Source organism: Ectothiorhodospira magna (assembly GCF_900110965.1).
Lineage (GTDB): Bacteria > Pseudomonadota > Gammaproteobacteria > Ectothiorhodospirales > Ectothiorhodospiraceae > Ectothiorhodospira > Ectothiorhodospira magna.
Genome location: NZ_FOFO01000012.1, coordinates 12,121 through 34,858, shown reverse-complemented (window position 1 = coordinate 34,858; position 22,738 = coordinate 12,121). Strand labels below are relative to the sequence as shown.

Sequence of the window (22,738 nt, the reverse complement as noted above, 5' to 3'; positions counted from 1 at the left end):
CCGGAAAACAGCCACAGCAAAGCCTGAGCCATCCCGTCCTTATAAACAGAAAAAGCCACGCTCGTGAATCAACTCAGGGAATTTCTGCACTTACTGAACCATGCGTTTCGCAATTTGCTGCCGATCATCCTGGTGGTTGGCATATTCCAGTTTCTGATCATCCGTCAGGTTCCGGAACAATGGCTGCCCATGGCCATCGGCCTGCTGGTGGTGGTGCTGGGAGTGGCGTTGTTCCTGCAGGGGCTTGAACTGGGCATTTTTCCCATCGGCAAGAACCTCTCCAATGAGTTCGCCCGTAAAGGCTCCCTGCCCTTATTGATGATATTTGGCTTCTGTCTGGGATTTGCCGCTGTGGTGGCAGAACCTGCATTGATTGCGGTTGCAAGTCAGGCGGAGATCATTAGCGAGGGCAGGATCAGTGCCGTGGTGCTCAGGCTGCTGGTGGCGGTATCCGTCGGGCTGGTGGTGGCCTTGGGGGTGGTGCGGATTCTGCTTGGGCACAGTCTACACTGGTACATGATCATCGGTTATATCGTTGTGGTGGTGGTGACCTTTTTTGCCCCGGAGGAAATCGTTGGGTTGGCCTATGACTCCGGTGGTGTGACCACCAATATCGTGACAGTCCCCCTGATCGCGGCCCTGGGGATTGGCCTGGCGGTTTCGGTGCGAGGCCGTAATCCCCTGATTCATGGTTTCGGACTGGTTGGGCTGGCGGTCATGGTGCCGATGATCTCGGTGCAGATTTACGGCATCATCGTGTATAGCTTTGGCGAGGCTCGGGAAGTCACCCAGGGTCTTGTGGAGACAATGGCGGACCCGGTGGTCACTGAGGTGGTCCAGGAGGTCGGCGGTAGTGTGATACTGGGCATGTTGTACGACCTGATGATCATGTTCCGCGACGTATTGCCGATCATCGCGGTTGTCCTGATTTTTCAGTATCTGGTGATCCGCAAGCATATTGCCCATCTGCACAAGGTCATGGGCGGATTCCTGCTGGTAATTGTCGGTCTGTACGCCTTTGTGGTGGGCCTGAAAATGGGGTTGTTTCCCATCGGCCAGACCATGGCTGAACAGCTGATCGGACTGGACCGCTGGCTGTTTGTATATCTGTTTGCCTTTGCCATTGGCTTTGCCACAACCATGGCCGAACCTGCCCTGATTGCCATTGGCCAGAAGGCCGAAGAGGCTGCCAAGGGTCAACTCAGTGGCAGCGTGATCCGCATCCTGGTGGCTGTGGGGGTGGCGGTCGGGATCACCATTGGCGTGCATCGTATCATTGCCGGTGACTCCATCCACTACTACATCATGGCAGGCTATGCGGTGGTGATTCTGCTGACGTTCCTGTCACCAAAATACATTGTAGCCCTGGCTTATGATCTGGGCGGTGTGACCACCTCCGAAGTGACTGTGCCACTGGTGACAGCCCTGGGTATCGGTTTGGCCACACATATCGAGGGGCGCAACGTGATGATCGATGGTTTTGGTCTGATCGCGTTCGCCTCTATCTTTCCCATAATATCCGTGATGCTTTACGCCATCACGGTCGAATTTGCCAAGCGGTGGAGAGGGTCTGCCCCATGAAATTTGCAGTACTGGTTGCGATCGTTGCCGATGAGCTTGAGGAAAAAGCCATTGATGTCGCCAAGCAGGCCGGAGCCGGTGGAGTCACGATGCTGGACGCCCGCGGGGTGGGTGCCAAGGAAAAAAAGACCTTTTTTGGACTCACCTACGAGGGTTCCCAAAGTGTGCTGATCTGCGTGCTGGAAAAAAAGCTGTCGTTGCGGGTCATGAAGGCGCTGACGATAGAGCTGGAACTGGCCAGGCATTCCAAGGGGGTGGTCTTTACCGTGCCGCTGGATCATATTGCCGGCATTGACACGCGACAGCTTGAGCGCTTCGAGGCGCAGATCAAGGACGATCTTTAAATTGTGGCTCCGGGGGAAAGATTCACCGCCGGATGATTCGCCCCACCAACAGTTGCACCCAAATGGCTGTCGTGACATTGTAGTCGGCATGGGCATGAACGCGGGTCCGTGCCAAACCTGCTGGTAACCACCGCAGCGGTTTGGGGATGGATCGTTCATTCGTGGTATTTCTCCGGGTCGGCATGATCGCGTCTGCACCGAACACAGACGGGTTCAAGGGGGCACAGATCTTTGTCGGCCCGCACTCAAGCTGATGACAACCCACAAGGGAGCAAACATGAGCACTGCCTATCCGACTGTTGGTGTGGCCTCCGGCCTGCCCCGTTATTCCTATTCCCTGCGTCTTTTGCACTGGATGATTGCTGTCCTGCTCATCATGGCCCTGATGGGGGGGATGACCCTGGGTCTGCTGGGTTATGAACGTCTTGTGGAGCTGGTGGGTGCCGACATGGCCGGCTACGCCTACATGGGGCATAAAACCCTGGGCATCGTGATTCTGGGGCTGATGCTGCTGCGCCTGTTGGTGCGGGTGAGTCAGGGTACGCCTGGATATGCCATCGACCTGACCCGTACCCAGCACGTTGTTGCCGGTCTGGTGCATTTCTTGCTGTATGTGCTGGTGATTGCCATGCCCGTGATCGGCTGGCTGGCCACGGCTGCTGCCGGGCATCCGGTTAATTTTGGCACCTATGAGCTACCCGGCTTTATCGCACCAGACCCGGAACTGGCCCGCACCCTGTTCCTGGCCCATACCGTAGTGGCCCTGTGCATCATGGGGCTGGTGGTTCTTCATGTGTCGGCGGCAATGTATCATGCCCGTGTCCGGCGGGATTGGGTGACCACCCGTATCAGCCTCATGAATTGATCCACCGCGCCACCTTCATCATTGCCATAAAAAAGCCGGGCAGATGCCCGGCTTTTTTATGGTGCAGACCCCGCCTTGGCCAATGGATGCTAGCCATCGGCACGGGACAACTGAGGTTTTTCCACCCAGGGCCGGGCGGCCTGATTGAGGGCTTCAATCACCCATCGGGTGGCTTCGGCCACTTGATCGGCCGGTCCCTTGATGCCCAGTTCCACCTCCCGGCACCCGTGGGCCGAGGCAGGCAAACTGGCCATCCGGATGGCCGGAAACCGTTCCAGCACCGACTCCATCAAGGGCACCAGATCGCTTTCGGGGGTATCACTGACCAGGATCAGACGCTCGATGACCGGCACTGTCGAGAACAGATGGGTGTAATGGGTGTCCAGAACCCATTCCACCATGGGCCAGGCCATGGTAGGAAAACCAGGGACGCAGTGATGGTGGCGCATGCTAAACCCGGGAATCTGATTCACCGGGTTGGGAATCAGGGTACAGCCCAGCGGCAGTTCCGCCATGCGGATACGATGGGGATAAGTCTGTTCACCAAACCGTTCTTCCAGGATGGCCACCGCTTCCGGGTGTAGATCCAGTGACACACCGGCGGCCTGGGCAAAACATTGCCGGGTGCGGTCATCGGGGGTGGCGCCAATACCGCCAAAACTGAACACCAGCGCCTGGGTGTCCAGGGTCTGCTGCAAACTCTGGGTGAGCAGATCCGGGTCATCCCCCACGAAACGGACAAAGGAGAGTTCCATCCCTCGCCGGGCCAGTACGGTGATGAGAAATTCCATATGCCGGTCCCGGCGTTTGCCGGACAGCAGTTCATCACCGATAATCAAGCCACCGATCTGCATTTATTATCCCCTTGATCCCGCTTTAGTGCTTTTTAGTGCTTTGCGCCCATGGCCAGCGCCCTGACCCGCGCCAGTTCACCGGCTTCCCGTTGGGCTTCCCGATCATAGTGCTCATCGGCTTCGGGCCAGCCCTGGGCATGACGACAGATCAGGTCGGCCAAGGCATCGGCATGATCCTGGCGGGCATTCAGGGAGGGGATATAACTGAACCGCTCGCCACCAGCCTCGATGAAGGCCTCGCGGCTTTCGTCGGCGATTTCTTCCAGGGTCTCCAGACAATCGGCGGAAAAACCAGGGCAGACCACATCCAGGGATTTGACCCCTTGACCGGGCAGGCCCACGATGGTTTCCAGGGTGTAGGGAGTCAGCCACTGGGCCTTGCCGAAACGGGACTGGAAGGAAACCAGCCAGCGATCTTCCGGCAGTTCCAGACGCTCTGCCACCAGGCGGGCCGTGGTCTGGCAGTAACAATGGTAGGGATCGCCCTGGTCCAGGTAATCCCGGGGAATGCCGTGGAAGGAGAACAGCAACCGCTCACCCTGGCCGTGGGTCGCCCAATGTTCACGGATACTGGCTGCCACCGCATCAAGATAAGCCCCGTCATCATGGTAGCCCATGATGAAACGGGTTTCAGGCACCCACCGCCATGCACTCAGGGCGCGGGTGACGGCATCAAAGGTGGACCCCGTGGTGGAAGCAGCATATTGGGGATACAGGGGCAGCACCAGGATGCGTCTGGCCCCTGCACGACGCAATTCCTCCAGGCCGGCGCGGATGGATGGGTTGCCATACCGCATGGCCACGACCACCTTGACCGGTCCGTGGAGCCGTGCGGCCACCCGCTGGGCCACTGCCTTGCCCTGGGCCTGGGTGATGGTGAGCAGGGGGGAGCCGTCCTTGCCCCAGATGCGGGCGTATTTGGCGGCACTTTGCCGAGGGCGGGTGTTGAGGATCAGGCCATTGAGCAGTAGCCACCACAGGGGGCGTGGTGCCTCCACCACCCGTTCATCCCATAAAAATTCCTTGAGATAACGACGCAGGGCCGATGGCGTAGGGGCATCGGGTGTGCCCAGGTTGGTGATGAGCACTCCCAGGCCGTGGAGACTCCCATGCCGGTAATCTGGTTCGCCAATATAGGTCATGGCTTGTTCTGCTTCATGGTTTGAAGACAATCCCCTGGCGGTGTGCCCATCCCCGGAAGGGAGGGTATCACCCTCTCCCCGCAATGTGGGACCGTGAAGGCCAAGTGTACCCCTGCCTGCTTCAAGCGCCATCTGAATCCTTCCCCCAGGATGATGGAAGACGAAGCTGCCGGTCCGGCCACAGGGTGGCATCGGCACCAGGGCACAGCCCCGCGGATAGACGGACCGCCCCCTCAAGGCGGGCCAAGGGACACCCGTTCCCGCTCTGGGGTCCAGCGCCGCGATGATCCGCCAAATGGCGCACTACTGACGTGGACGCAGTCGCAGGGGACTGGTGCGTGGAAAATGAGCCTGCAGAAATGCCATCTGGTCTGCCAGCACCTGCCGTCCCTGCAGATAGATGTATTCTGCATGGGTGGGCATGAAGGGTACCGCCAGCAATTGCATACCAGCCTGCTCGGGTGTGCGACCGGCCTTGTGATTGTTGCAGCGCTTGCAGGCGGTCACCACGTTGCACCACAGATCCTGGCCCCCCTGACTGATGGGGGTGACATGATCCCGCGACAGGTCGCGGTGGTGGAAGTGATTGCCGCAATAAAGACATAGATGAGCGTCACGCTTGAACAAGGCCGCATTGTTGAGTGGCGGTGAATAGGCCCGACTGACGGCCTTGTGGGTACCGTAAGTGGCAATGATGGAGTTCACCTCCACCAGACTGCGCCGGCCAGTCCGGGCATTGATGCCACCCCGAACCCGATATAGCAGGCCACCACAGGTGTAGGCCACCTGCTCAGCGTGGTAGAGCCGCACCGCATGCTGATAATCGATCCATTCCATCGGCATGCCCGATGCGTCAGTTCGCAGTACCTGCTGACTGAACTCGTACACCTCTGCACCCTCGGGAGGTTATACCGGCACCGCCCGACTCTGCCGCAAACGGACCCAGAAAGCAATTATCAAGCCGTTGATTCGTTGACCTGAGTCCCCATGTTCGGCAGGGTCCGACACGATTTTTCGTATCCGGATTTCAACATGATCGACATTGGATGTTCAAAGGCTGGAAAAATTCCGCTACCATGCTCTGTTTTTGGGCATCCCCGCCTGACGGCGGCGCCCGAACTGGTTCGCATCCACCCAAAAACCGTTGCAGTCCTCATCGTCAGGATCGGTCGTCATCCGGCCATTACCCCTGCACGGGCAGACGGAGTCAATCCATGCCGATCAAGATAGCCGTACCCAAAGAAACCGCCCAGGGCGAGCGGCGCGTCGCACTGGACCCCACGGTCGCCGCGCGCTTTGCCAAACTGGGTCTTGAAGTGATGATCCAGAAGGGTGCCGGGCGCGATGCCCAGTTCCCGGACGAGACCTATGCCGACACCCGCGTGGTGGACGATGCCAAGACCCTGATGGCGGAAGCCGACATCGTGGTCAAGGTGGCCCCGCCCACCCAGGAAGAAGTGAACATGATGAAGGATGGGGCCACCCTCATCGGGTTCTTCCATGCTCACAAGAACACGGATGTGGTCAAGGCCCTGCAGAAGAAGAAGATCACCAGCTTCGCCATGGAGTTGATTCCCCGCATCTCCCGTGCCCAGAGCATGGATGCCCTGTCTTCCCAGGCCGCCGTGGCCGGGTACAAGGCCGCCATCATGGGCGCGGACCTGTCCTGCCGCTTCTTTCCCATGCTCACCACCGCGGCCGGCACCATCCGTCCCTCCAAGGTACTGGTGATCGGTGCCGGCGTGGCCGGCCTGCAGGCCATCGCCACCGCCCGCCGCCTGGGCGCCATCGTCGAAGCCTATGACGTGCGCTCCGCCACCAAGGAGCAGGTGGAATCCCTCGGCGCCAAGTTCCTGGATCTGGGTGTGAAGGCGGAAGGCGAAGGCGGCTATGCCCGCGAACTGACCGACGAGGAAAAGGCAAAACAGCAGGAAGCCCTGGCCAGGTTCATCAGCCAGTGCGACGTGCTGATCACCACCGCCGCCATCCCCGGCCGCCCCTCGCCCATGCTGATCCCCCAGAAGATGGTGGACGGCATGAAGTCCGGCGCGGTCATCATCGACCTGGCCGCCGAGGGCGGCGGCAACTGCGAACTGACCAAGCCCGGCAAGACCGTCACCAAGGGCGGCGTGACCATTCACGGCCCCCTGAACGTGCCCAGCCAGGTGCCGCTGCACGCCAGCGAAATGTACGCCAAGAACCTGCTCAACTTCCTGTCCCCCGTGCTCGCCGACGGCAAGCTGAACCTGGACTGGAACGACGAGATCATCGCCAAGAGCTGTCTGACCCACGACGGTGAGATCAAGCACGACGCAACCCGCAGCCTTGTGGAAGGAGATCAAAAGTGATCGAGGGTTTTGTTGCACTCTACATCTTCATGCTCGCCGCCTTCACCGGCTACGAGGTCATTTCCAAGGTGCCGGTGATCCTGCACACGCCGCTGATGTCCGGCTCCAACTTCATCCACGGCATCGTGCTGGTGGGTACCATGGTGGCCCTGGGCCACGCCGAAACCACGGCCCAGATGTGGGTGGGCTTCATCGCCGTGATCCTGGCCGCCGGTAACGCCGTGGGTGGTTACGTGGTGACCGAGCGCATGCTCGAGATGTTCAAGTCCAGCAAGGGGGCCAAGTAAATGGGTTTCATCATCAACGTAGCCTACTTTGCGGCGGCGGTGCTGTTCATCGTCGGCCTCAAGCAGATGGCCTCGCCGGTCACCGCCCGTCGCGGGATCGTCTGGGCCGGCTGGGGCATGGTCATCGCCACGGTGGTCACCTTCCTGCACCCTGAAGTCCGGGGTTTCATCAACTACCTGCTGATCATCCTGGGCATCGGTATCGGTGGCGGTCTGGCCTGGTACACCGGCAAGCGCGTCGCCATGACCGACATGCCGCAGATGATCGCCCTGTACAACGGCATGGGCGGCGGCGCGGCCGCCGGTATCGGCATCGTGGCCCTGATGGGTTCCTACGAGCTGAGCTGGACCATCCAGTTCATCGCCGTGCTGGGTGTGATCATCGGCGCCGTGGCCTTCTCCGGCTCCCTGATCGCCTTCGCCAAGCTGCAGGGCCTGATCACCAAGTCCCTGCGCTTTGACATGCAGCAGAAGATCAACCTGGGCGTACTCGGTGCCACCGTGCTGCTGGGCATCATCATCAGCTTCAGCGGCGCCCAGGTGAACGGTGCCCTGCTGACCGTGTTCCTGCTCCTGGCCCTGGCCTTCGGCATCCTCATGACCCTGCCCATCGGCGGCGCGGACATGCCGGTGGTGATCTCCCTGTACAACGCCCTCACCGGTCTGGCCGTGGGCCTGAAGGGTCTGGTGCTGGACAATGCCGCGCTGATGATTGCCGGTATCGTGGTGGGTGCCGCCGGTACCCTGCTGACCCAGCTGATGGCCAAGGCCATGAACCGTCCCATCTCCAACGTGCTGTTCAGCCACTTTGGCGAAACCAGCGGTGGTGATCAGTCCGAAGTGACCGGCACCATGAAGGAGATCGAGGCCTCCGACGCCGGCGTGATGATGGCGTTTGCCGACAAGGTGATCATCGTCCCCGGTTACGGCATGGCCGTGGCCCAGGCCCAGCACAAGATCTGGGAACTGACCCAGCTGCTGCAGGAGCGGGGCGTGACGGTGAAGTTCGCCATTCACCCGGTGGCGGGCCGCATGCCCGGTCACATGAACGTGCTGCTGGCGGAAGCCGGCGTGCCCTACGACATCATCTACGACCTGGATGAGATCAACAGCGAGTTCAAGACCGCCGACGTGGCCATCGTCATCGGTGCCAACGACGTGGTGAACCCGGTGGCCCGTTCCAACCCGGAAAGCCCGATCTACGGCATGCCGATTCTGAACGCGGACCAGGCCAAGAACGTCATCGTGATCAAGCGTGGCAAGGGTGCCGGCTTCTCCGGCGTGGAGAACCATCTGTTCTTCGCCGACAACACCCGCATGCTGTACGGCGACGGCCAGAAGGCCGCCAGCGAGCTGATCTCCAGCATCAAGGAAATCGGTTAATCCCGATCCCGCAAAGGAAAGTGACAAGGCCCGGCGTCATCGCCGGGCTTTTTTCGTTTTACTCCCTCACCCCAACCCCTCTCCCGCCAGGGGGAGAGCAGCTTTATCATCGGGCGGATGTGGCATCATTCGCCACCATGCCCCAGTCCTCCGCCACCCCCATTCTCCAGATTGCCGTCCCCACCCCCGTGCAGGGGTATTTCGACTATCTGCCGGCTCCCGATGAGGCCAACCTGCCTGCCATCGGTGCCCGGGTGCGGGTGCCCTTTGGTCGGCGTCAGATGGTGGGGGTGGTCATCGGTCACAGCGAGGCATCCCATGTGCCAAGTCACCGGCTACGGCCCATCGTGGCCACTTTGGACGCCGAGCCACTGCTTGACGCGCTGCTGTTGAACCTGCTCACCTGGGCCGCCGACTACTATCAGCATCCCCTGGGTGAGGTGATGGCCGCTGCCCTGCCCGTGGCCCTGCGTCAGGGCAAGCCGGCCCAGGTTCAGGGTATCGAGTATTGCACCCTGACCGAGGCAGGCCGCCGCACCGATCCGGCCAGTCTGCCCCGCGCCCCTCGCCAGACGGCCCTGCTGCGCCTGTTGCAGGACAGACAGGAAGCCCTGACCCTGGAACAGCTCAGAACCCAGCAGGACACCGATCCCCGTCAATCGCTCAAGGCACTGGTGGACAAGGGACTGGTGCAGATAGACGCCCGTTCCTGTCTGACCCAGGTGGATACCCCACCGGCCCCGGCCCCTGCCCTCAACGCCGCCCAGCAACAGGCGGTGGAGGCCATTGTGGCCAGTCTGGACGGATTCACCGGCCATCTGCTGGAAGGGGTGACCGGCAGCGGCAAGACCGAAGTCTATCTACAGGTGATCCGGCAGGTGCTGGCCAGTGGCCGTCAGTGCCTGGTGCTGGTGCCCGAGATTGCCCTCACCCCTCAATTGCTGGACCGTTTTCGGGCGCGTCTGGATATCCCCATTGCGGTACTGCACTCTGGACTCAATGACAGCGAACGCCTCTGCGCCTGGCTTTGCGCCCGCAGCGGCGAGGCCGGGGTGGTGATCGGTACCCGTTCGGCGGTCTTTGCCCCCTGGGCACGGCCCGGTTTGATCATTGTCGATGAGGAACATGACCCCTCCCTCAAGCAGCAGGACGGTTTCCGCTATCACGCCCGGGATCTGGCGGTGATGCGCGCCCATCGGGAACAGGTGCCGGTGGTGCTGGGATCGGCCACTCCGGCTCTGGAGAGCCTGGCCAACGTGGCACGGGGGCAATATCGGCATCTGTCCCTGCCGGGCCGGGCCGGCGGCGCTTCGGCGCCGCGCCTGAAGCTGCTGGACGTGCGCAGTCAGTTCATGGACGAGGGCTTGTCGGTCCCGCTGCTGGATCGGATACAACAGCATCTGGAAGACGATGGTCAGGTGCTGCTGTTTCTCAACCGGCGGGGGTATGCCCCGGCCCTGATCTGCCATGAATGTGGCTGGGTGGCTGATTGCCACCGCTGTGACGCCCGCATGACCTGGCATGCAGGCATCCGCCGCCTGCGGTGCCATCATTGCGGCCATGAAACCGGCGTGCCCGCCCAATGCCCGAGCTGCAGTCGCCCCCTGGTAGGCCGGGGTCAGGGCACCGAACGGGTGGAACAGGCCCTGCGACGGCATTTTCCTGCCTGGCCGGTGGTGCGCATTGATCGGGACAGCACCCGGCGCAAAGGCGCCCTGGCCTCGGCGCTGGAAGGGGTACGCAGCGGCCAGCACCGTATTCTGGTGGGGACACAGATGCTGGCCAAGGGCCATGATTTTCCCAATGTGACCCTGGCGGCCATTCTGGAGGCAGATCAGGGACTGTTCAGCGCCGACTTCCGGGCCGTGGAGCGTCTGGCCCAGACCATCGTCCAAGTGGCTGGACGGGCCGGTCGCGGCGCCCGACCCGGAGAAGTGCTGATCCAGACCCATCACCCGGACCATCCCCTGTTGCTGACCCTGCTCAGGGCAGGCTATGGCGCCTTTGCCCAGGCCGCCCTGGCCGAGCGCAGGGAAGCTCACCTGCCCCCTTACGCCGCCCTGGCGCTGCTGCGGGCAGAAGCGGCAGATGCCGAGGCCCCCCGAGTGTTTCTGGAGGGGGCGTCTCAGGCCCTGACCTCGAAAAATCCTCAGGGAGTACAGGCCTGGGGACCGGCGCCAGCACCCATGGAACGCAAGGCGGGACGCTATCGGGCCCACCTGCTGCTACAGGCAGACCAACGGCGGGATCTGCGCAAGGCTTTGGCCATCTGGCTGCCCGATCTTCCCCGATTACCCGGCGCCAGAAAGGTCAGATGGTCCGTGGATGTGGACCCGGTGGATTTGCAATAAACCGTTGCTTTTCTTTCTTCTTTTGATGGCTTCCTGGCGCCCTCATCCCGGCAAGGGTATTCACCCCCCTTGCCATTCTCGATAGAATCTGCCCTCGTTGAGATTTTCCCGCCGTTTGTTCTTCTTCGGATACCGAAACCTTGAAACCTCAATTACAGGCCCTGCTCGAACAATCCCTCCACACCCTCACCGGCAATGGCACCCTGCCCGCCGACCGGTCGGTGGAGGTTCAATTGACGCGCACCAGAGACAAGGCCCACGGTGATTTTGCCACCAACCTGGCCCTGCAACTGGCCAAGCCTCTGGGTCGCAAACCCCGGGACGTGGCCCAGTTGATCATCGACCATCTGCCCGAATCGGATATCCTGGACAAGGTGGAGATCGCCGGTCCGGGTTTTATCAATCTATTCGTCAGTCGCCGCGCCCGGTTGAGGGTGATTACCCAGGTGCTGGAAGCCGGAGAAGCCTACGGTCGCAGCCGTCTGGGCGCCGGCAAGAAGGTGCAGGTGGAATTTGTCTCCGCCAATCCCACCGGCCCCCTGCACGTGGGACATGGTCGCGGCGCCGCCTACGGTGCGGCAGTGGCAGACCTGCTGGAGACAGTGGGTTTTGAAGTCCACCGGGAATACTACGTCAATGATGCAGGCCGACAGATGGACATTCTCGGCACCAGCGTCTGGCTGCGTTATCTGGAACGGTGCGGGGTGCAGTTCCATTTTCCCACCAATGCCTACCGGGGGGACTATGTACGGGACATTGCCGACACCCTGTTCCAGACACATGGCCGTGATTATGCCGTGACCGCCCAGGTGCTGATGGAAGGGTTGCCACTGGATGAGCCGGACGGCGGCGACAAGGAAGAATACATCGACGCGGTGATCCAGCGGGCCAAAACCCTGCTGGGGGACGACCGCTACCGCCATGTCTTTGAACTGGGCCTCAATGTCATCCTGGATGACATCCGTGATGATCTGGCGGAATTCGGCGTCACCTATGAGACCTGGTACTCGGAGCGTTCCCTGACCGACAAGGGCGCCGTCAACAAGGCGCTGAAACAATTGCAGGACCAGGGTGCCCTGTATGAAAAGGACGGGGCCTTGTGGTTTCGTTCCACCGAATATGGCGACGAGAAGGACCGGGTGGTACAGCGGGACAACGGCCAGACCACCTACTTTGCCTCGGATATCGCCTACCACATGGACAAGTTCGACCGGGGCTATGACCGGGTGATTGATGTCTGGGGCGCCGATCATCACGGCTATGTGCCCCGGGTGAAAGCGGCACTGCATGCCATGGGCCGGGAAGATGCCCGTCTGGATGTGCTGCTGGTGCAGTTCGCCATTCTCTACCGGGGTGGCGAGCGGGTGCAGATGTCCACCCGCTCCGGCAGTTTCGTCACCCTGCGGGAACTGCGGCAGGAAGTGGGCAATGATGCCGCCCGGTTTTTCTACGTCATGCGCCGTTGCGAACAACACCTGGATTTTGATCTGGATCTGGCCAAATCCCAGTCCAACGATAACCCGGTGTACTACATCCAGTATGCCCATGCTCGGGTATGCAGCGTGTTGCGCCAGATGGTGGCCAGGGGGATGACCCACGATCAAACCCACGGTCAGGCCCATCTGGACCGGCTCATTGAAGACCATGAATCCGCCCTGCTGGCCAGTCTGGCCCATTATCCTGAAATGGTGGAGGCCGCCGCCCTGGCGGAGGAACCCCATCAGGTGGCCAACTATCTGCGGGATCTGGCCAATGATTTCCACACCTACTACAACGCCCATCCGTTTTTGGTGGATGATGCCCAATTGCGGGATGCCCGTATCAACCTGATCCTGGCGGTGCGACAGGTACTGGCCAACGGTCTCAAATTATTGGGCGTCTGTGCGCCCGAGGAGATGTAATGGCTGCCAAGCCCCGGCGCCAGGCCAGCCGCACCCGGCCCGTGGAGGAGGAAAGCCCGCCTCTGCCCAGCTGGATTTGGGGCGCCTCTGGCCTGGGGATCGGTCTGTTCATTGCTCTGGTGGTGTATCTGCAGACCCAACAGTCCGCCCCCGAAGAATCACCCGTGGCCACCCCAGCCCAGGAGGCATCGGATTCGGGGCCGGCCCGCCCGCGTTTCGACTTTTACACCCTGCTGCCGGAACTGGAGGTGGTGGTGCCTGAACCCCAGATTCAGCCCCGTACTGCCCCAGGTGGCCCACCGCCTCCGCCAGCACCGGTGCAACAGCCTGGTCGTTATCTGCTACAGGCGGGTTCCTTTCGTGCCCAGCAGGAAGCCGACCGCCTGCGGGCCAGTCTGGCCATGATGGGCGTGGAGGCCCGTATCCAGCCGGTCACCGTCAATGGGGACACCTGGCACCGGGTACAGGTGGGACCATTCACCGATCTGGACAACCTGAACCGGATGCGGGAGCGACTGCATGCCAATCAGGTCCAGACCATCATGGTGCGGGTGCCTGACGCTTGACGGCGTCAGTGCTCCATACCGACACGTCCCCATGTCTCACCCGGACCCCGATCAGCTCGCCGCACGCATTCCCCTTTGCCTGACACGGGACCATGACGCCCTCCACAAGGATCTGGACCGCGCTCGTCGCCGAATCCAGGCCGGCAAGCCCGCCGACCGCCTGCTGGAGCGGTTGAATGGCCGGATCGAAGCCTCGGTCCTGGCCCGTGAACAACGCCGCCAGGCCCTGCCCTCGCCGAACTTCCCCGACGATCTGCCCGTCAGCGCCCATCGGGAGGAAATTGCTGGTCTGATCCAGGCCCATCAGGTGGTGGTGATCTGCGGCGAGACCGGCTCGGGCAAGACCACCCAGCTGCCCAAGATCTGCCTGTCCCTGGGCCGGGGGACCGATGGCCTCATCGGCCACACCCAGCCCCGGCGCATCGCCGCCCGCTCGGTGGCGAGCCGCATTGCCGAGGAACTGAACAGCCCCCTGGGGGAGCAGGTGGGCTTCAAGGTGCGCTTCTCCGATCATGTCGGCCCCCGCACCCTGGTCAAGCTCATGACCGACGGCATCCTGCTGGCGGAACTGCGCTCGGACCCGCTGCTGAGTGCCTACGACACCCTCATCATCGACGAGGCCCACGAGCGCAGCCTCAACATCGACTTCCTGCTGGGCTATCTCAAGCGTCTGCTACCCCGGCGGCCGGACCTCAAGCTCATCATCACCTCCGCCACCCTGGACCCGGAACGCATCGCCCGCCACTTCGCCGATGCCCCCGTCTACGAAGTCCCTGGCCGCACCTACCCGGTGGAGATCCGCTACCGCCCGGTCACCGGCGAGGATGACGCCGACACCGACCGGGATCTGAACGAGGCCCTGCTGGCGGCGGTGGATGAACTGGCCCAGGCCGGTCCCGGCGACATCCTGGTGTTCCTGCCCGGAGAGCGGGAGATCCGCGAAGCCGCCGAGGCCCTGCGCAAGCACCATCCCCGGCATACGGAGATCCTGCCCCTCTACGCCCGGCTGTCGGCGGCGGAACAGAATCGGGTCTTTGCCCCCCACACCGGCCGGCGGGTGGTACTGGCCACCAACGTGGCCGAAACCGCCCTCACCGTGCCGGGCATCCGCTATGTGATCGATTCGGGGCTGGTGCGTATCGCCCGCTATGCCTGGCGCTCCCGCATCCAGCGCCTGTCCCTGGAGCCGGTCTCCCAGGCTTCGGCCAACCAGCGGGCGGGGCGTTGCGGGCGCCTGGGGCCGGGGATCTGCATCCGCCTCTACGGCGAGGAGGATTTCCAGCTTCGTCCGGCGTACACCGACCCGGAGATCCTGCGATCCAACCTGGCCTCGGTGATCCTGCAGATGGCCCACCTGAACCTGGGCGATCCGGAGGATTTTCCCTTCGTGGAGCCGCCGGACACCCGTCTGATCCGGGACGGCTTCAAGCTGCTGCAGACCCTGCAGGCAGTGGACGATGCCCACCGCATCACCGCCACGGGCCGGCAACTGGCCCGGCTGCCGGTGGATCCGACCCTGGGGGCCATGCTGCTGGCGGCGGCCCGGGAGCAGGCCCTGGCGGAAGTGACCCTGATCGTGGCCTTTCTGGCCCTCCAGGACCCGCGGGAACGCCCCGCCGAGAAACGTCAGGCCGCCGACGAAGCCCATGCCCGATTCCGGGAACCGGGATCGGACTTCCTGGGTTACCTGAAGCTGTGGGCCGCCTGGCGGGAACAGTCCCGCCATCTCTCCAAGGCCAAGCTGCGGGCCTGGTGCCGGGAGCATTTCCTGTCTTTTGTCCGCATGCGGGAATGGCAGGACCTGCACGGCCAGCTACGCCAGAGCCTGCGGGAGATGGACCTGAAGGAAAACCAGGAACCGGCTGATCCGGCGGCCATCCACCGGGCCCTGCTCACCGGGCTGGTGACCCAGGTGGGGGTGAAGACGGAAAAGCACGACTATCTGGGCGCCCGCAACCGGCGCTTTCATATCCACCCGTCTTCCGGGCTGTTCAAGGGCACCCCGGCCTGGATCATGGCCGCCGAGATCGCCGAGACCACCCGGGTCTACGCCCGGGAATGCGCCGCCATCCGTCCGGAATTTCTGGAAACGGTGGCGGGGCATCTGCTCAAGCATCATTACTATGAACCCCATTTCGAGCCGCGTCGGGGTACCGTGGCGGCCTGGGACCGGGTGACCCTGTTCGGATTGATCGTCAATCCCAAACGCAAGGTGAACTATGGCCGGGTGGACCCGGCGGATGCCCGTCGGGTGTTCATCCGCGAGGGTCTGGTGGCGGGTCGGCTGCGCAGCCGTGCCCCGGCCCTGGCCCATAATCAGGCCCTGATCCGGGAGATCGAGGACCTGGAAGCCCGTGGGCGGCGCCGGGATCTGCTGGCAGACGAGCAGGTGCTCTACGACTTTTATGATGGTCGTTTGCCGCCCCAGATCCATGATGGTGCAGGCTTTGAACGCTGGCGCAAGCAGGCAGAACGGGACGACGCCACGATACTGCATCTGGACCGGGATACCCTGTTGCAGCGAGAGGCCCCGGACCTGGGGGGGGAGCGCTTCCCGGACGTGCTGGAGAGCGATGGCTTGCGGTTGCCCCTGAGTTACCGTTTTGAACCAGGCCACGAGGCAGACGGCGTCACCCTCACCCTGCCCCTGGCGGCCCTCAATGCCCTGGACCCTGGTCGGGGGGACTGGCTGGTGCCGGGACTGCTGGAGGAAAAAATCGCCGCCCTGATCAAGACCCTGCCCAAATCCCTGCGCCGGAATTTCGTGCCGGCCCCGGAGTTTGCCCGGGCGGCCCTGGCCCGGCTGGAAGTCACCCAGGGCGAATTGATCCCGGCCCTGACCCGTGCCCTGCGCCAGATCACCGGCACCGATGTGCCCCTGGATCAATGGCAGCCGGAGCGGCTCGAACCCCATTTGCAGATGCGCTATCGGGTGGTGGACCCCCAGGGCAAGACCCTGGTGAGTGGCCGGGATCTTCAAGCCCTCAAGGATCAGTTATCCGGGCGGGCGGTGGAGAGCTTTCAGGCTCACCGACCCGAGGACAGGGAGCGGGATGGCCTGACGGACTGGGATTTTGGCCCTTTGGCGGACCATGTGGCGTTCCAGCAGCACGGGGCCACCCTGCGGGGCTATCCGGCCCTGGAAGACCGGGGCGACCGGGTAGCCCTGATTCTGGCGGACAGTCCCGCCAGGGCAGCGACCATCCACCGGGCCGGTTTGCGACGGCTGTTCATGTTGGGGGCAAGGGAGCCGGTGAAGTACCTGTACCGGAGTCTGCCGGACATTCAGCGCCTGTGCCTGCAGTACAACCCGGTGGATCGCTGCGAGGCTCTCAAGGATGATCTGGTATTTGCGGCGGTGGAGCGGGTATTCATGGCCGAGCCCTGGCCCAGGGACGCGGCAGCCTTTGAGCAGCGTCTGGAAGCGGGCCGGGGCGAACTGGTGGCAGCGGCCAATGCCCTATGTGCTCTGGCGGGGGAGATCCTCACCGCCTACCAGCGCATCCGCACCCGCCTCAAGGGCGCCCTGCCCCTGTCCTGGGTGGAGGCGGCGGGAGACATCCGGGACCAGTTGGAACACCTGATCCATCCCCACTGCCTGCTGGAAACGCCGCCGGACCGGCTGGCCCAGTATCCCCGTTATCTGGCGGCCATCGAACGGCGCATGGAACGGCTGGACCATGCCCCGGACAAGGACCGGCGCGCCCGGGTGGACCTGGAACCCCTGTGGGAGGACTGCAAGGCCCGTCGGGCGGCGGGGCGCACCGGCGGCGACTGGTCGCGCTACCGCTGGCTGATCGAAGAACTGCGGGTGTCCCTGTTTGCTCAGGAACTGGGGACGGTGGAGAAGGTGTCGGTGAAGCGGCTGGAGGATCTGCGCAAGAGTCTGGATCGGGCGTGATCAGCCCGCAAACCGCCCGCGGTCCCTCGCCCTGATGGGGCCATCGCCCGGCTCATCGGCAGGTCGTGGTTTTGATGCACTGCAGCTTTCTGGAGGCTCAACTCGTTCGTTTTGCCGATTTTCCTGGTCCCGGAAGCCCCGTCATGCCCCGACTTCCCAGGGATTGATGGTTTTCAGATGAGCCGCATCGAAAGGGCTGACGTCCCGTGTTGCGACCATCAAACCGTGAACAGCGGCAGTGGCGGCGATATAACCATCCGCCTGGCCAATTGCCTTCCCTCCCGTCCTCGCCCGCGCCATCAAGTCGGCATAGGCTTGAGAGGCAGCCAGATCAAAGGGCAGCACGCGGTCCCCAAAAATCGGCAACACATCATGCTCCAGACGCTCCTGGTAGATCGTGCGGCGCCTGCCCTCTGGCATCGTGGCAAGACCATAGCGCAGCTCGGCCACGGTGATGACCGAAAGATAGAGCGTTTCAATCGTCTGTGCGTCGATCCAGGCCAGCACATTGGGATCCGGCTCGACCCTCCACAACTCTGAAATGACGTTGGTATCCAGGACGATCATTCGAAACTCGTCGGTGACGCCGGCGTCTTGTCGCGGAGCTGGTTGAGGTGCTCGACTTCGGCATCGGTCATTTCACCTGCCTCGCGGGCGATGGATACCAGCATGGAACCGAGTTTGACGCGCTCGGGCGGCCGGGCTGCGGCTTCCAGAATGGCGCGTATTTCCGCCTCGGTGCTGCGGCCGTGATGGGCGGCCTGCACGCGAATCGCACGGTGTACCTCATCTGGCAAATTTCTTACGGTCACGCTTGCCATCTTGTCACTCCTAAGACCTCATTGATTGCATCTTCATATAAACGCAATCAACTGGCAAGTGCCTTGCAAACGTGAGAGTCCAGAACCGGAATCTGTCCCCGATGGACTCATATCGGATCGGAGGGAGGCTGGCACCTGTCCGCCCACACCACCGGGCATACGGATCCGTACCACGACGGTTGGTCATGGCCAGCAGAACAAGACTTGCCGGTCGTGCCTCTACTTCACATAATTTAATTGTGTGAACTAGAAAACCCTCATTCCGCCTGACATCCGCCCTTGCGCCCCGACTCTACTTCACTCATTATGCGCTATACGCATTTTTGTGAATTAGAGTCCCGCCCCATGAATCACGTCGAAGCCGCCAAGACCCCGGAGCAGATCCGGCGCATCGAGTACGCCTTAGCCGATGGCCACGGTCAGGTATACGCCGACATCTGGAAAATCGGTATCAACCTGGCGCTGTGGATCAGTGACCTGCTCAGCCTGCGCTACGACCAAGTAGCCGGCGATACCCTGGAGCTGGTCGAGGGGAAAACGAAGAAGCGCCGGATCATCCGCATCAATGCCGCCGCCCGGGAGGTCATCGACCGGCGCCGGCGGGAACACCCGGATCATGTCTACCTGTTTCAAGGCGAAAGCAACCGGGCCAAGGCACTCAGCAAGCCCCTATCCCGGTCCGTGGTGTCCCGCGCCTTCAAGGCCGTGGGGGAGAGGCGCAGTATTGACCTCCGGCTGAACACCCACAGCATGCGCAAGACCCGGGGCTGGGCCATGCACAACGCCGGCAAGCCCATCGAACTGATCTGCATGACTCTGAATCACAGCAGTCCAGCGGTGACCATGCGCTACCTGGGGATCACCCAGGAGGAGGTGCAGGCGTTGGCGGATGAGTTTTGTCTGTAAGCAGGGGTAGAACAAGCAGTCGCGTCATATGCTGGCCGCTGGGAAACTGGCCTGTGCGGGCCTTCGAACTCGACATGAACACTCAGCTGATCCTGCCTTGAGAAAAATGGCGGCTGGTGACACGACTGTTGGGTCTACCCCATCAATGCGGCGTTTCCGACATCTGACACACACTCGCCCACCACCGTAGCAACTGCTCATAAGGTGATGGAAAGCAGCTTTGCACTTCTCTTCTCGTTGAACACCTCGTCAAAGTTTTTCGACAACCCCATCAAACTGATCTGCATTCGCCCCCCCGACGCCCCCCCGACCGCCCCGCCAGCAACTTCAAGATCAACAACGCAAACGCCCTCCCGGCTTTTTCATCCTCCAGCACCGGCAGGCTGAGCTTTTCATGGTCGCTCAGGGCATCCAGTACCGCATCGGTGACCTTCTTGGGGAACAGGCCATGCATCACCTGGGCCTCGCTGTGGCTGCGCACCTGGGCCATCACTGCCTCATCCCGCTCGATGCGGTCGGCAATGCCGTTGGCAAAGTGCAGCTTGTCGTCGTCGCTGACTTCGGCGCCGTAAAGATCATTGAGCCTTTCAATGATCTCGTCCAGGCGCTGTTTTTCTGGGTCGTGGGGCTTTGCTGATCCCACCTCGCTGATCGGCTTGAGGCCGTAATCCCCTTGCGAATCCTCCAGACGCAGGCGCTGTTCCTCCCGCTTGGTCAGGCGGTAATGGGTCAGTTCCAGTTCGCTGATGTCGATGGCGTCATCATCCAGCAGTCGGTCCAGGCGCAGCAGCGGGTGGAGGTGGCGGGCGAATACGCACAGCTGCTCCAATTCGATATCGTCAAAGGTGACAATCTGGCTGAGGAATTCATAGGTGCGCACGAAACTGGCCAGGTTCTTGCGGAACAGGTCCAGCTCATCGCGGGTGGTGCCGGCATCCTTGAGTTCCTGCTGGGCGCGTTTTAGCCCCTTGTCGTCGCCGTCTCGCTCGGCCTGGTCACGGGCCTCTCGCCAGATGCGCTGTTGATCAAGAATGGCCTGATACCGTTGCCGGAACCGCTCCTGGGCCGGGCGGCAGTAGTAGCTGAGGTTGGCTGCCGGGGCCTTGGGATCGAAAAAGGCCTGGGCAAAGCCCGCCACCTCCGGCCACTGGTAGATGCCGCTGGCATCCAGGCTGCGCTGCAGGTCAAACACCACCTGGGGATCGGACACGTCCGCCAGTTCGGCCTTGCGGTAGTAGGGGATAAAAGCCTCCAGCACTTCCTGGGCATCGTTGAAAAAGTCCACGATGAAGGTCTGTTTGCCGGGGAACAGCCGGTTCAGGCGGGAGAGGGTCTGCACACAGTCCACTCCTTGCAGCTTCTTGTCCACATACATGGCGCACAGCTTGGGCTGATCAAAACCGGTCTGGAACTTGTTGGCGACGATCATCACGTTGTACTCGTCGGTGTCGAACGCCTTGGCCAGGTCGCGGCCCTTCAGCCCTGGGTTGAGCAGGGGGCTGGTTTCGGTCACTTCCTCGGGGATCTCCTCATCCGGCGGCACAGTGCCGGAAAAAGCCACCATGGGGTGAACATCCTCATAGCCCTGGTCCTGGATGTAGCGGCCCATGGCCAACCGGTAACGTACCGCTTCCTGACGGCTGGCGGTGACCACCATGGCCTTGGCCTGGCCATCCAGCAGGTGACGCACGTTGTCGCGGAAGTGTTCGACGATCACTTCCACCCGCTGGGCGATGTTGTAGGGGTGCAGGCGCACCCACCGGGCCAGGGTGCGCGAGGCCTTTTTGGATTCCACTTCCTGTGTCTCCCCCTCGGGATGGGCCAGTTTCCAGGCGGTGTTGTAGGTCACATAGTTGCGCAGTACGTCCAGGATGAAGCCCTCTTCGATGGCCTGGCGCATGGAATACAGGTGAAACGGCTCGGGCTTGTTGTCCGCCGATGGGGGGCGATCCGGGTCCGGTGGGCGACCGAACAGTTCCAGGGTCCGGGCCTTGGGGGTGGCGGTGAAGGCGTAATAGCTGATGCGCTCACTGGGGCGACGGGAGGCCACGGCGGCGTCCAGCAGGGCCTCGGCACTGATCTCGCCGGTATCGTCCTGCTCCGCTTCTCCCGCTGCCGCCAGCAGGGCCTTGAGCTTGTTGGCGGCACTGCCGGTCTGGGAGGAATGGGCCTCATCGGCGATCACGGCATAATGGCCCTGGGCCAGCTTGGGGCGCTTGTCCAGGGCATCGAACAGGGCGGGAAAGGTCTGCAGGGTGACGATGATGATGCGGGTGTGGTTGGCCAGGGCCTCGGCCAGTTGCTCCGATTTGCTCTGGCTGCCCATGTCCCGGGTGATGGGGCAGACCACACCGTGGGCATGCTCGAACTGGTAGATGGTTTCCTGCAGCTGGCTGTCCAGCACCGTGCGGTCGGTGACCACGATCACCGAGTTGAATAGCTTGGTGCCGTCTTCGGCATAGAGGTTGGCCAACTGGTGAGCGGCCCAGGCGATGGAGTTGGATTTGCCCGACCCGGCGCTGTGCTGTACCAGATAACGCCGTCCCGGTCCCTCGGCCCGGGTGGCCTCAATCAGCCGGTTGACCACTTCCCACTGGTGGTAACGGGGGAAAATCAGCGTCTCCTTGGTCTGGCGGCGGCCATGGAAATCCTCCTCGGTCTTTTGCTCCAGGTGCAGGAAGCGGCCGATGATCTTTAGCCAGGCCTGCGGGGCGAAGACCGCTTCCCACAGGTAGGCGGTGGCATAGCTTTGGGCATCGGCGGGCGGCGGATTGCCGGCCCCGCCTTCCTCGGTGCCCCGGTTGAAGGGCAGGAAACGGGTGTCCTTGCCGGCCAGCCGGGTGGTCATGGCCACTTCCGTCTGACTGACGGCGAAATGGACCAGGGCGCCGCGTTTGAAGGTGAGCAGAGGTTCCGGCTTGCGGGTCACCGGATCTTTTACGGGCCGGTCCTTGCGATACTGGCGCTTGGCATTCTCCACCGTCTGCTTGAACTGGCTCTTGAGTTCCAGGGTGGCGGTGGGGATGCCGTTGACGAACAGCACCAGGTCCAGGCGCGGGTTGTAGCTCTCACTCCCCTGCCCTTTCTCGCGGGCATGGGGCGAATAGGACACCTCCGGCACCACCCGCAGGCGGTTGGCCCGGAAGCGGGCGAGGGAATCCGGGTTCATGCCGTGGTCGGGCTGGAAGCTGCACAGATCGAACTTGACCCCCGGTACCTTGAAACCGTGGCGCAGCACCTCCAGGGTACCGGCCCGCTCCAGTTCACGGACCACCTTCTGCACCAACACCGTGTCCGGGGCCTGGGGGTTGGCCTTGCAGAACTTCTCCCAGCGCTCGGGCCAGGCGTCCTGGATGTATCCCAGCAGATCCTCGGTATAGAGGGCCGAGGCCCGGTCATAGCCGCTGGCGGTGCCGACTGTCCAGCCGCCCGACTCCATGGCGTTGATGATGTCCTGCTGGAACTGGGTTTCGCGGCTGTCGGCCATG

At 62.4% G+C, this 22,738-nt stretch carries 17 protein-coding genes; 11 read left to right on the top strand and 6 right to left on the bottom strand.

From position 1 onward, the window contains the following. The first annotated feature begins 63 nt into the window (after positions 1-63). From BMX62_RS06230 to BMX62_RS06220, 3 genes are all read left to right on the top strand, one after another. Positions 64-1,581, top strand: a complete 1,518-nt coding sequence (locus BMX62_RS06230) for a DUF1538 domain-containing protein (RefSeq protein ID WP_090206036.1) — start codon at positions 64-66, stop codon at positions 1,579-1,581. Beyond that, positions 1,578-1,925, top strand: a complete 348-nt coding sequence (locus BMX62_RS06225; RefSeq protein WP_090206033.1) for a P-II family nitrogen regulator — start codon at positions 1,578-1,580, stop codon at positions 1,923-1,925. The genes BMX62_RS06230 and BMX62_RS06225 overlap by 4 nt, the downstream gene beginning before the upstream one ends. A gap of 277 nt (positions 1,926-2,202) precedes the next feature. Continuing rightward, positions 2,203-2,790, top strand: coding sequence for a cytochrome b (locus tag BMX62_RS06220; RefSeq protein ID WP_162273510.1), 588 nt, complete (start codon positions 2,203-2,205; stop codon positions 2,788-2,790). Between the two features lie 89 nt (positions 2,791-2,879). Here BMX62_RS06220 and BMX62_RS06215 read toward each other — a convergent pair whose 3' ends face one another. The 3 genes from BMX62_RS06215 to BMX62_RS06205 form a co-directional block, all read right to left on the bottom strand. Beyond that, positions 2,880-3,644: a competence/damage-inducible protein A gene (locus BMX62_RS06215; protein ID WP_090206026.1), complete on the bottom strand. Its 765-nt coding sequence runs from the start codon at positions 3,642-3,644 to the stop codon at positions 2,880-2,882. A 32-nt stretch (positions 3,645-3,676) separates the two neighbouring features. Next, a complete protein-coding gene (hemH, locus tag BMX62_RS06210) occupies positions 3,677-4,786 on the bottom strand; it encodes a ferrochelatase (protein ID WP_090206022.1) in 1,110 nt (369 codons plus the stop codon). Between the two features lie 303 nt (positions 4,787-5,089). Continuing rightward, a complete protein-coding gene (locus BMX62_RS06205) occupies positions 5,090-5,623 on the bottom strand; it encodes an HNH endonuclease (RefSeq protein ID WP_238375879.1) in 534 nt (177 codons plus the stop codon). Positions 5,624-6,000: 377 nt separating this feature from the next. On the opposite strand from BMX62_RS06205, the gene BMX62_RS06200 reads away from it, so the two are divergent. The 7 genes from BMX62_RS06200 (at position 6,001) to hrpA (ending at position 17,523) form a co-directional block, all read left to right on the top strand. After that, positions 6,001-7,134, top strand: a complete 1,134-nt coding sequence (locus BMX62_RS06200) for a Re/Si-specific NAD(P)(+) transhydrogenase subunit alpha (protein ID WP_090206016.1) — start codon at positions 6,001-6,003, stop codon at positions 7,132-7,134. A gap of 29 nt (positions 7,135-7,163) precedes the next feature. Next, positions 7,164-7,421 carry an NAD(P) transhydrogenase subunit alpha part 2 gene (locus tag BMX62_RS06195; protein ID WP_050814270.1) on the top strand — a complete coding sequence of 86 codons (258 nt, stop codon included), beginning with the start codon at positions 7,164-7,166 and terminating at the stop codon, positions 7,419-7,421. Further along, positions 7,422-8,804, top strand: coding sequence for an NAD(P)(+) transhydrogenase (Re/Si-specific) subunit beta (locus BMX62_RS06190; protein WP_090206012.1), 1,383 nt, complete (start codon positions 7,422-7,424; stop codon positions 8,802-8,804). It abuts the gene before it with no gap. A 137-nt stretch (positions 8,805-8,941) separates the two neighbouring features. Beyond that, complete coding sequence (locus tag BMX62_RS06185) at positions 8,942-11,155, top strand: primosomal protein N' (RefSeq protein WP_090206009.1); 2,214 nt, start codon at positions 8,942-8,944, stop codon at positions 11,153-11,155. Between the two features lie 140 nt (positions 11,156-11,295). Beyond that, positions 11,296-13,056 carry an arginine--tRNA ligase gene (argS, locus tag BMX62_RS06180; protein ID WP_090206004.1) on the top strand — a complete coding sequence of 587 codons (1,761 nt, stop codon included), beginning with the start codon at positions 11,296-11,298 and terminating at the stop codon, positions 13,054-13,056. Next, a complete protein-coding gene (locus tag BMX62_RS06175; protein WP_090206000.1) occupies positions 13,056-13,622 on the top strand; it encodes an SPOR domain-containing protein in 567 nt (188 codons plus the stop codon). The genes argS and BMX62_RS06175 overlap by 1 nt, the downstream gene beginning before the upstream one ends. A 31-nt stretch (positions 13,623-13,653) precedes the next feature. Further along, a complete protein-coding gene (gene hrpA, locus BMX62_RS06170; RefSeq protein WP_090205997.1) occupies positions 13,654-17,523 on the top strand; it encodes an ATP-dependent RNA helicase HrpA in 3,870 nt (1,289 codons plus the stop codon). Between the two features lie 141 nt (positions 17,524-17,664). Here hrpA and BMX62_RS06165 read toward each other — a convergent pair whose 3' ends face one another. Beyond that, a complete protein-coding gene (locus tag BMX62_RS06165) occupies positions 17,665-18,090 on the bottom strand; it encodes a type II toxin-antitoxin system VapC family toxin (protein ID WP_090205993.1) in 426 nt (141 codons plus the stop codon). Continuing rightward, complete coding sequence (locus BMX62_RS06160; protein ID WP_090205990.1) at positions 18,087-18,344, bottom strand: FitA-like ribbon-helix-helix domain-containing protein; 258 nt, start codon at positions 18,342-18,344, stop codon at positions 18,087-18,089. Before BMX62_RS06160 ends, BMX62_RS06165 begins: the two co-directional genes overlap by 4 nt. 345 nt (positions 18,345-18,689) lie before the next feature. Between BMX62_RS06160 and BMX62_RS06155 the strand changes: the two genes are divergently transcribed. Then, a complete protein-coding gene (locus tag BMX62_RS06155; RefSeq protein WP_090205986.1) occupies positions 18,690-19,250 on the top strand; it encodes a tyrosine-type recombinase/integrase in 561 nt (186 codons plus the stop codon). Between the two features lie 271 nt (positions 19,251-19,521). On the opposite strand, the gene BMX62_RS06150 is transcribed toward BMX62_RS06155, so the two are convergent. Further along, positions 19,522-22,737, bottom strand: a complete 3,216-nt coding sequence (locus BMX62_RS06150; protein WP_090205983.1) for a type I restriction endonuclease subunit R — start codon at positions 22,735-22,737, stop codon at positions 19,522-19,524. Position 22,738 lies beyond the last annotated feature (1 nt).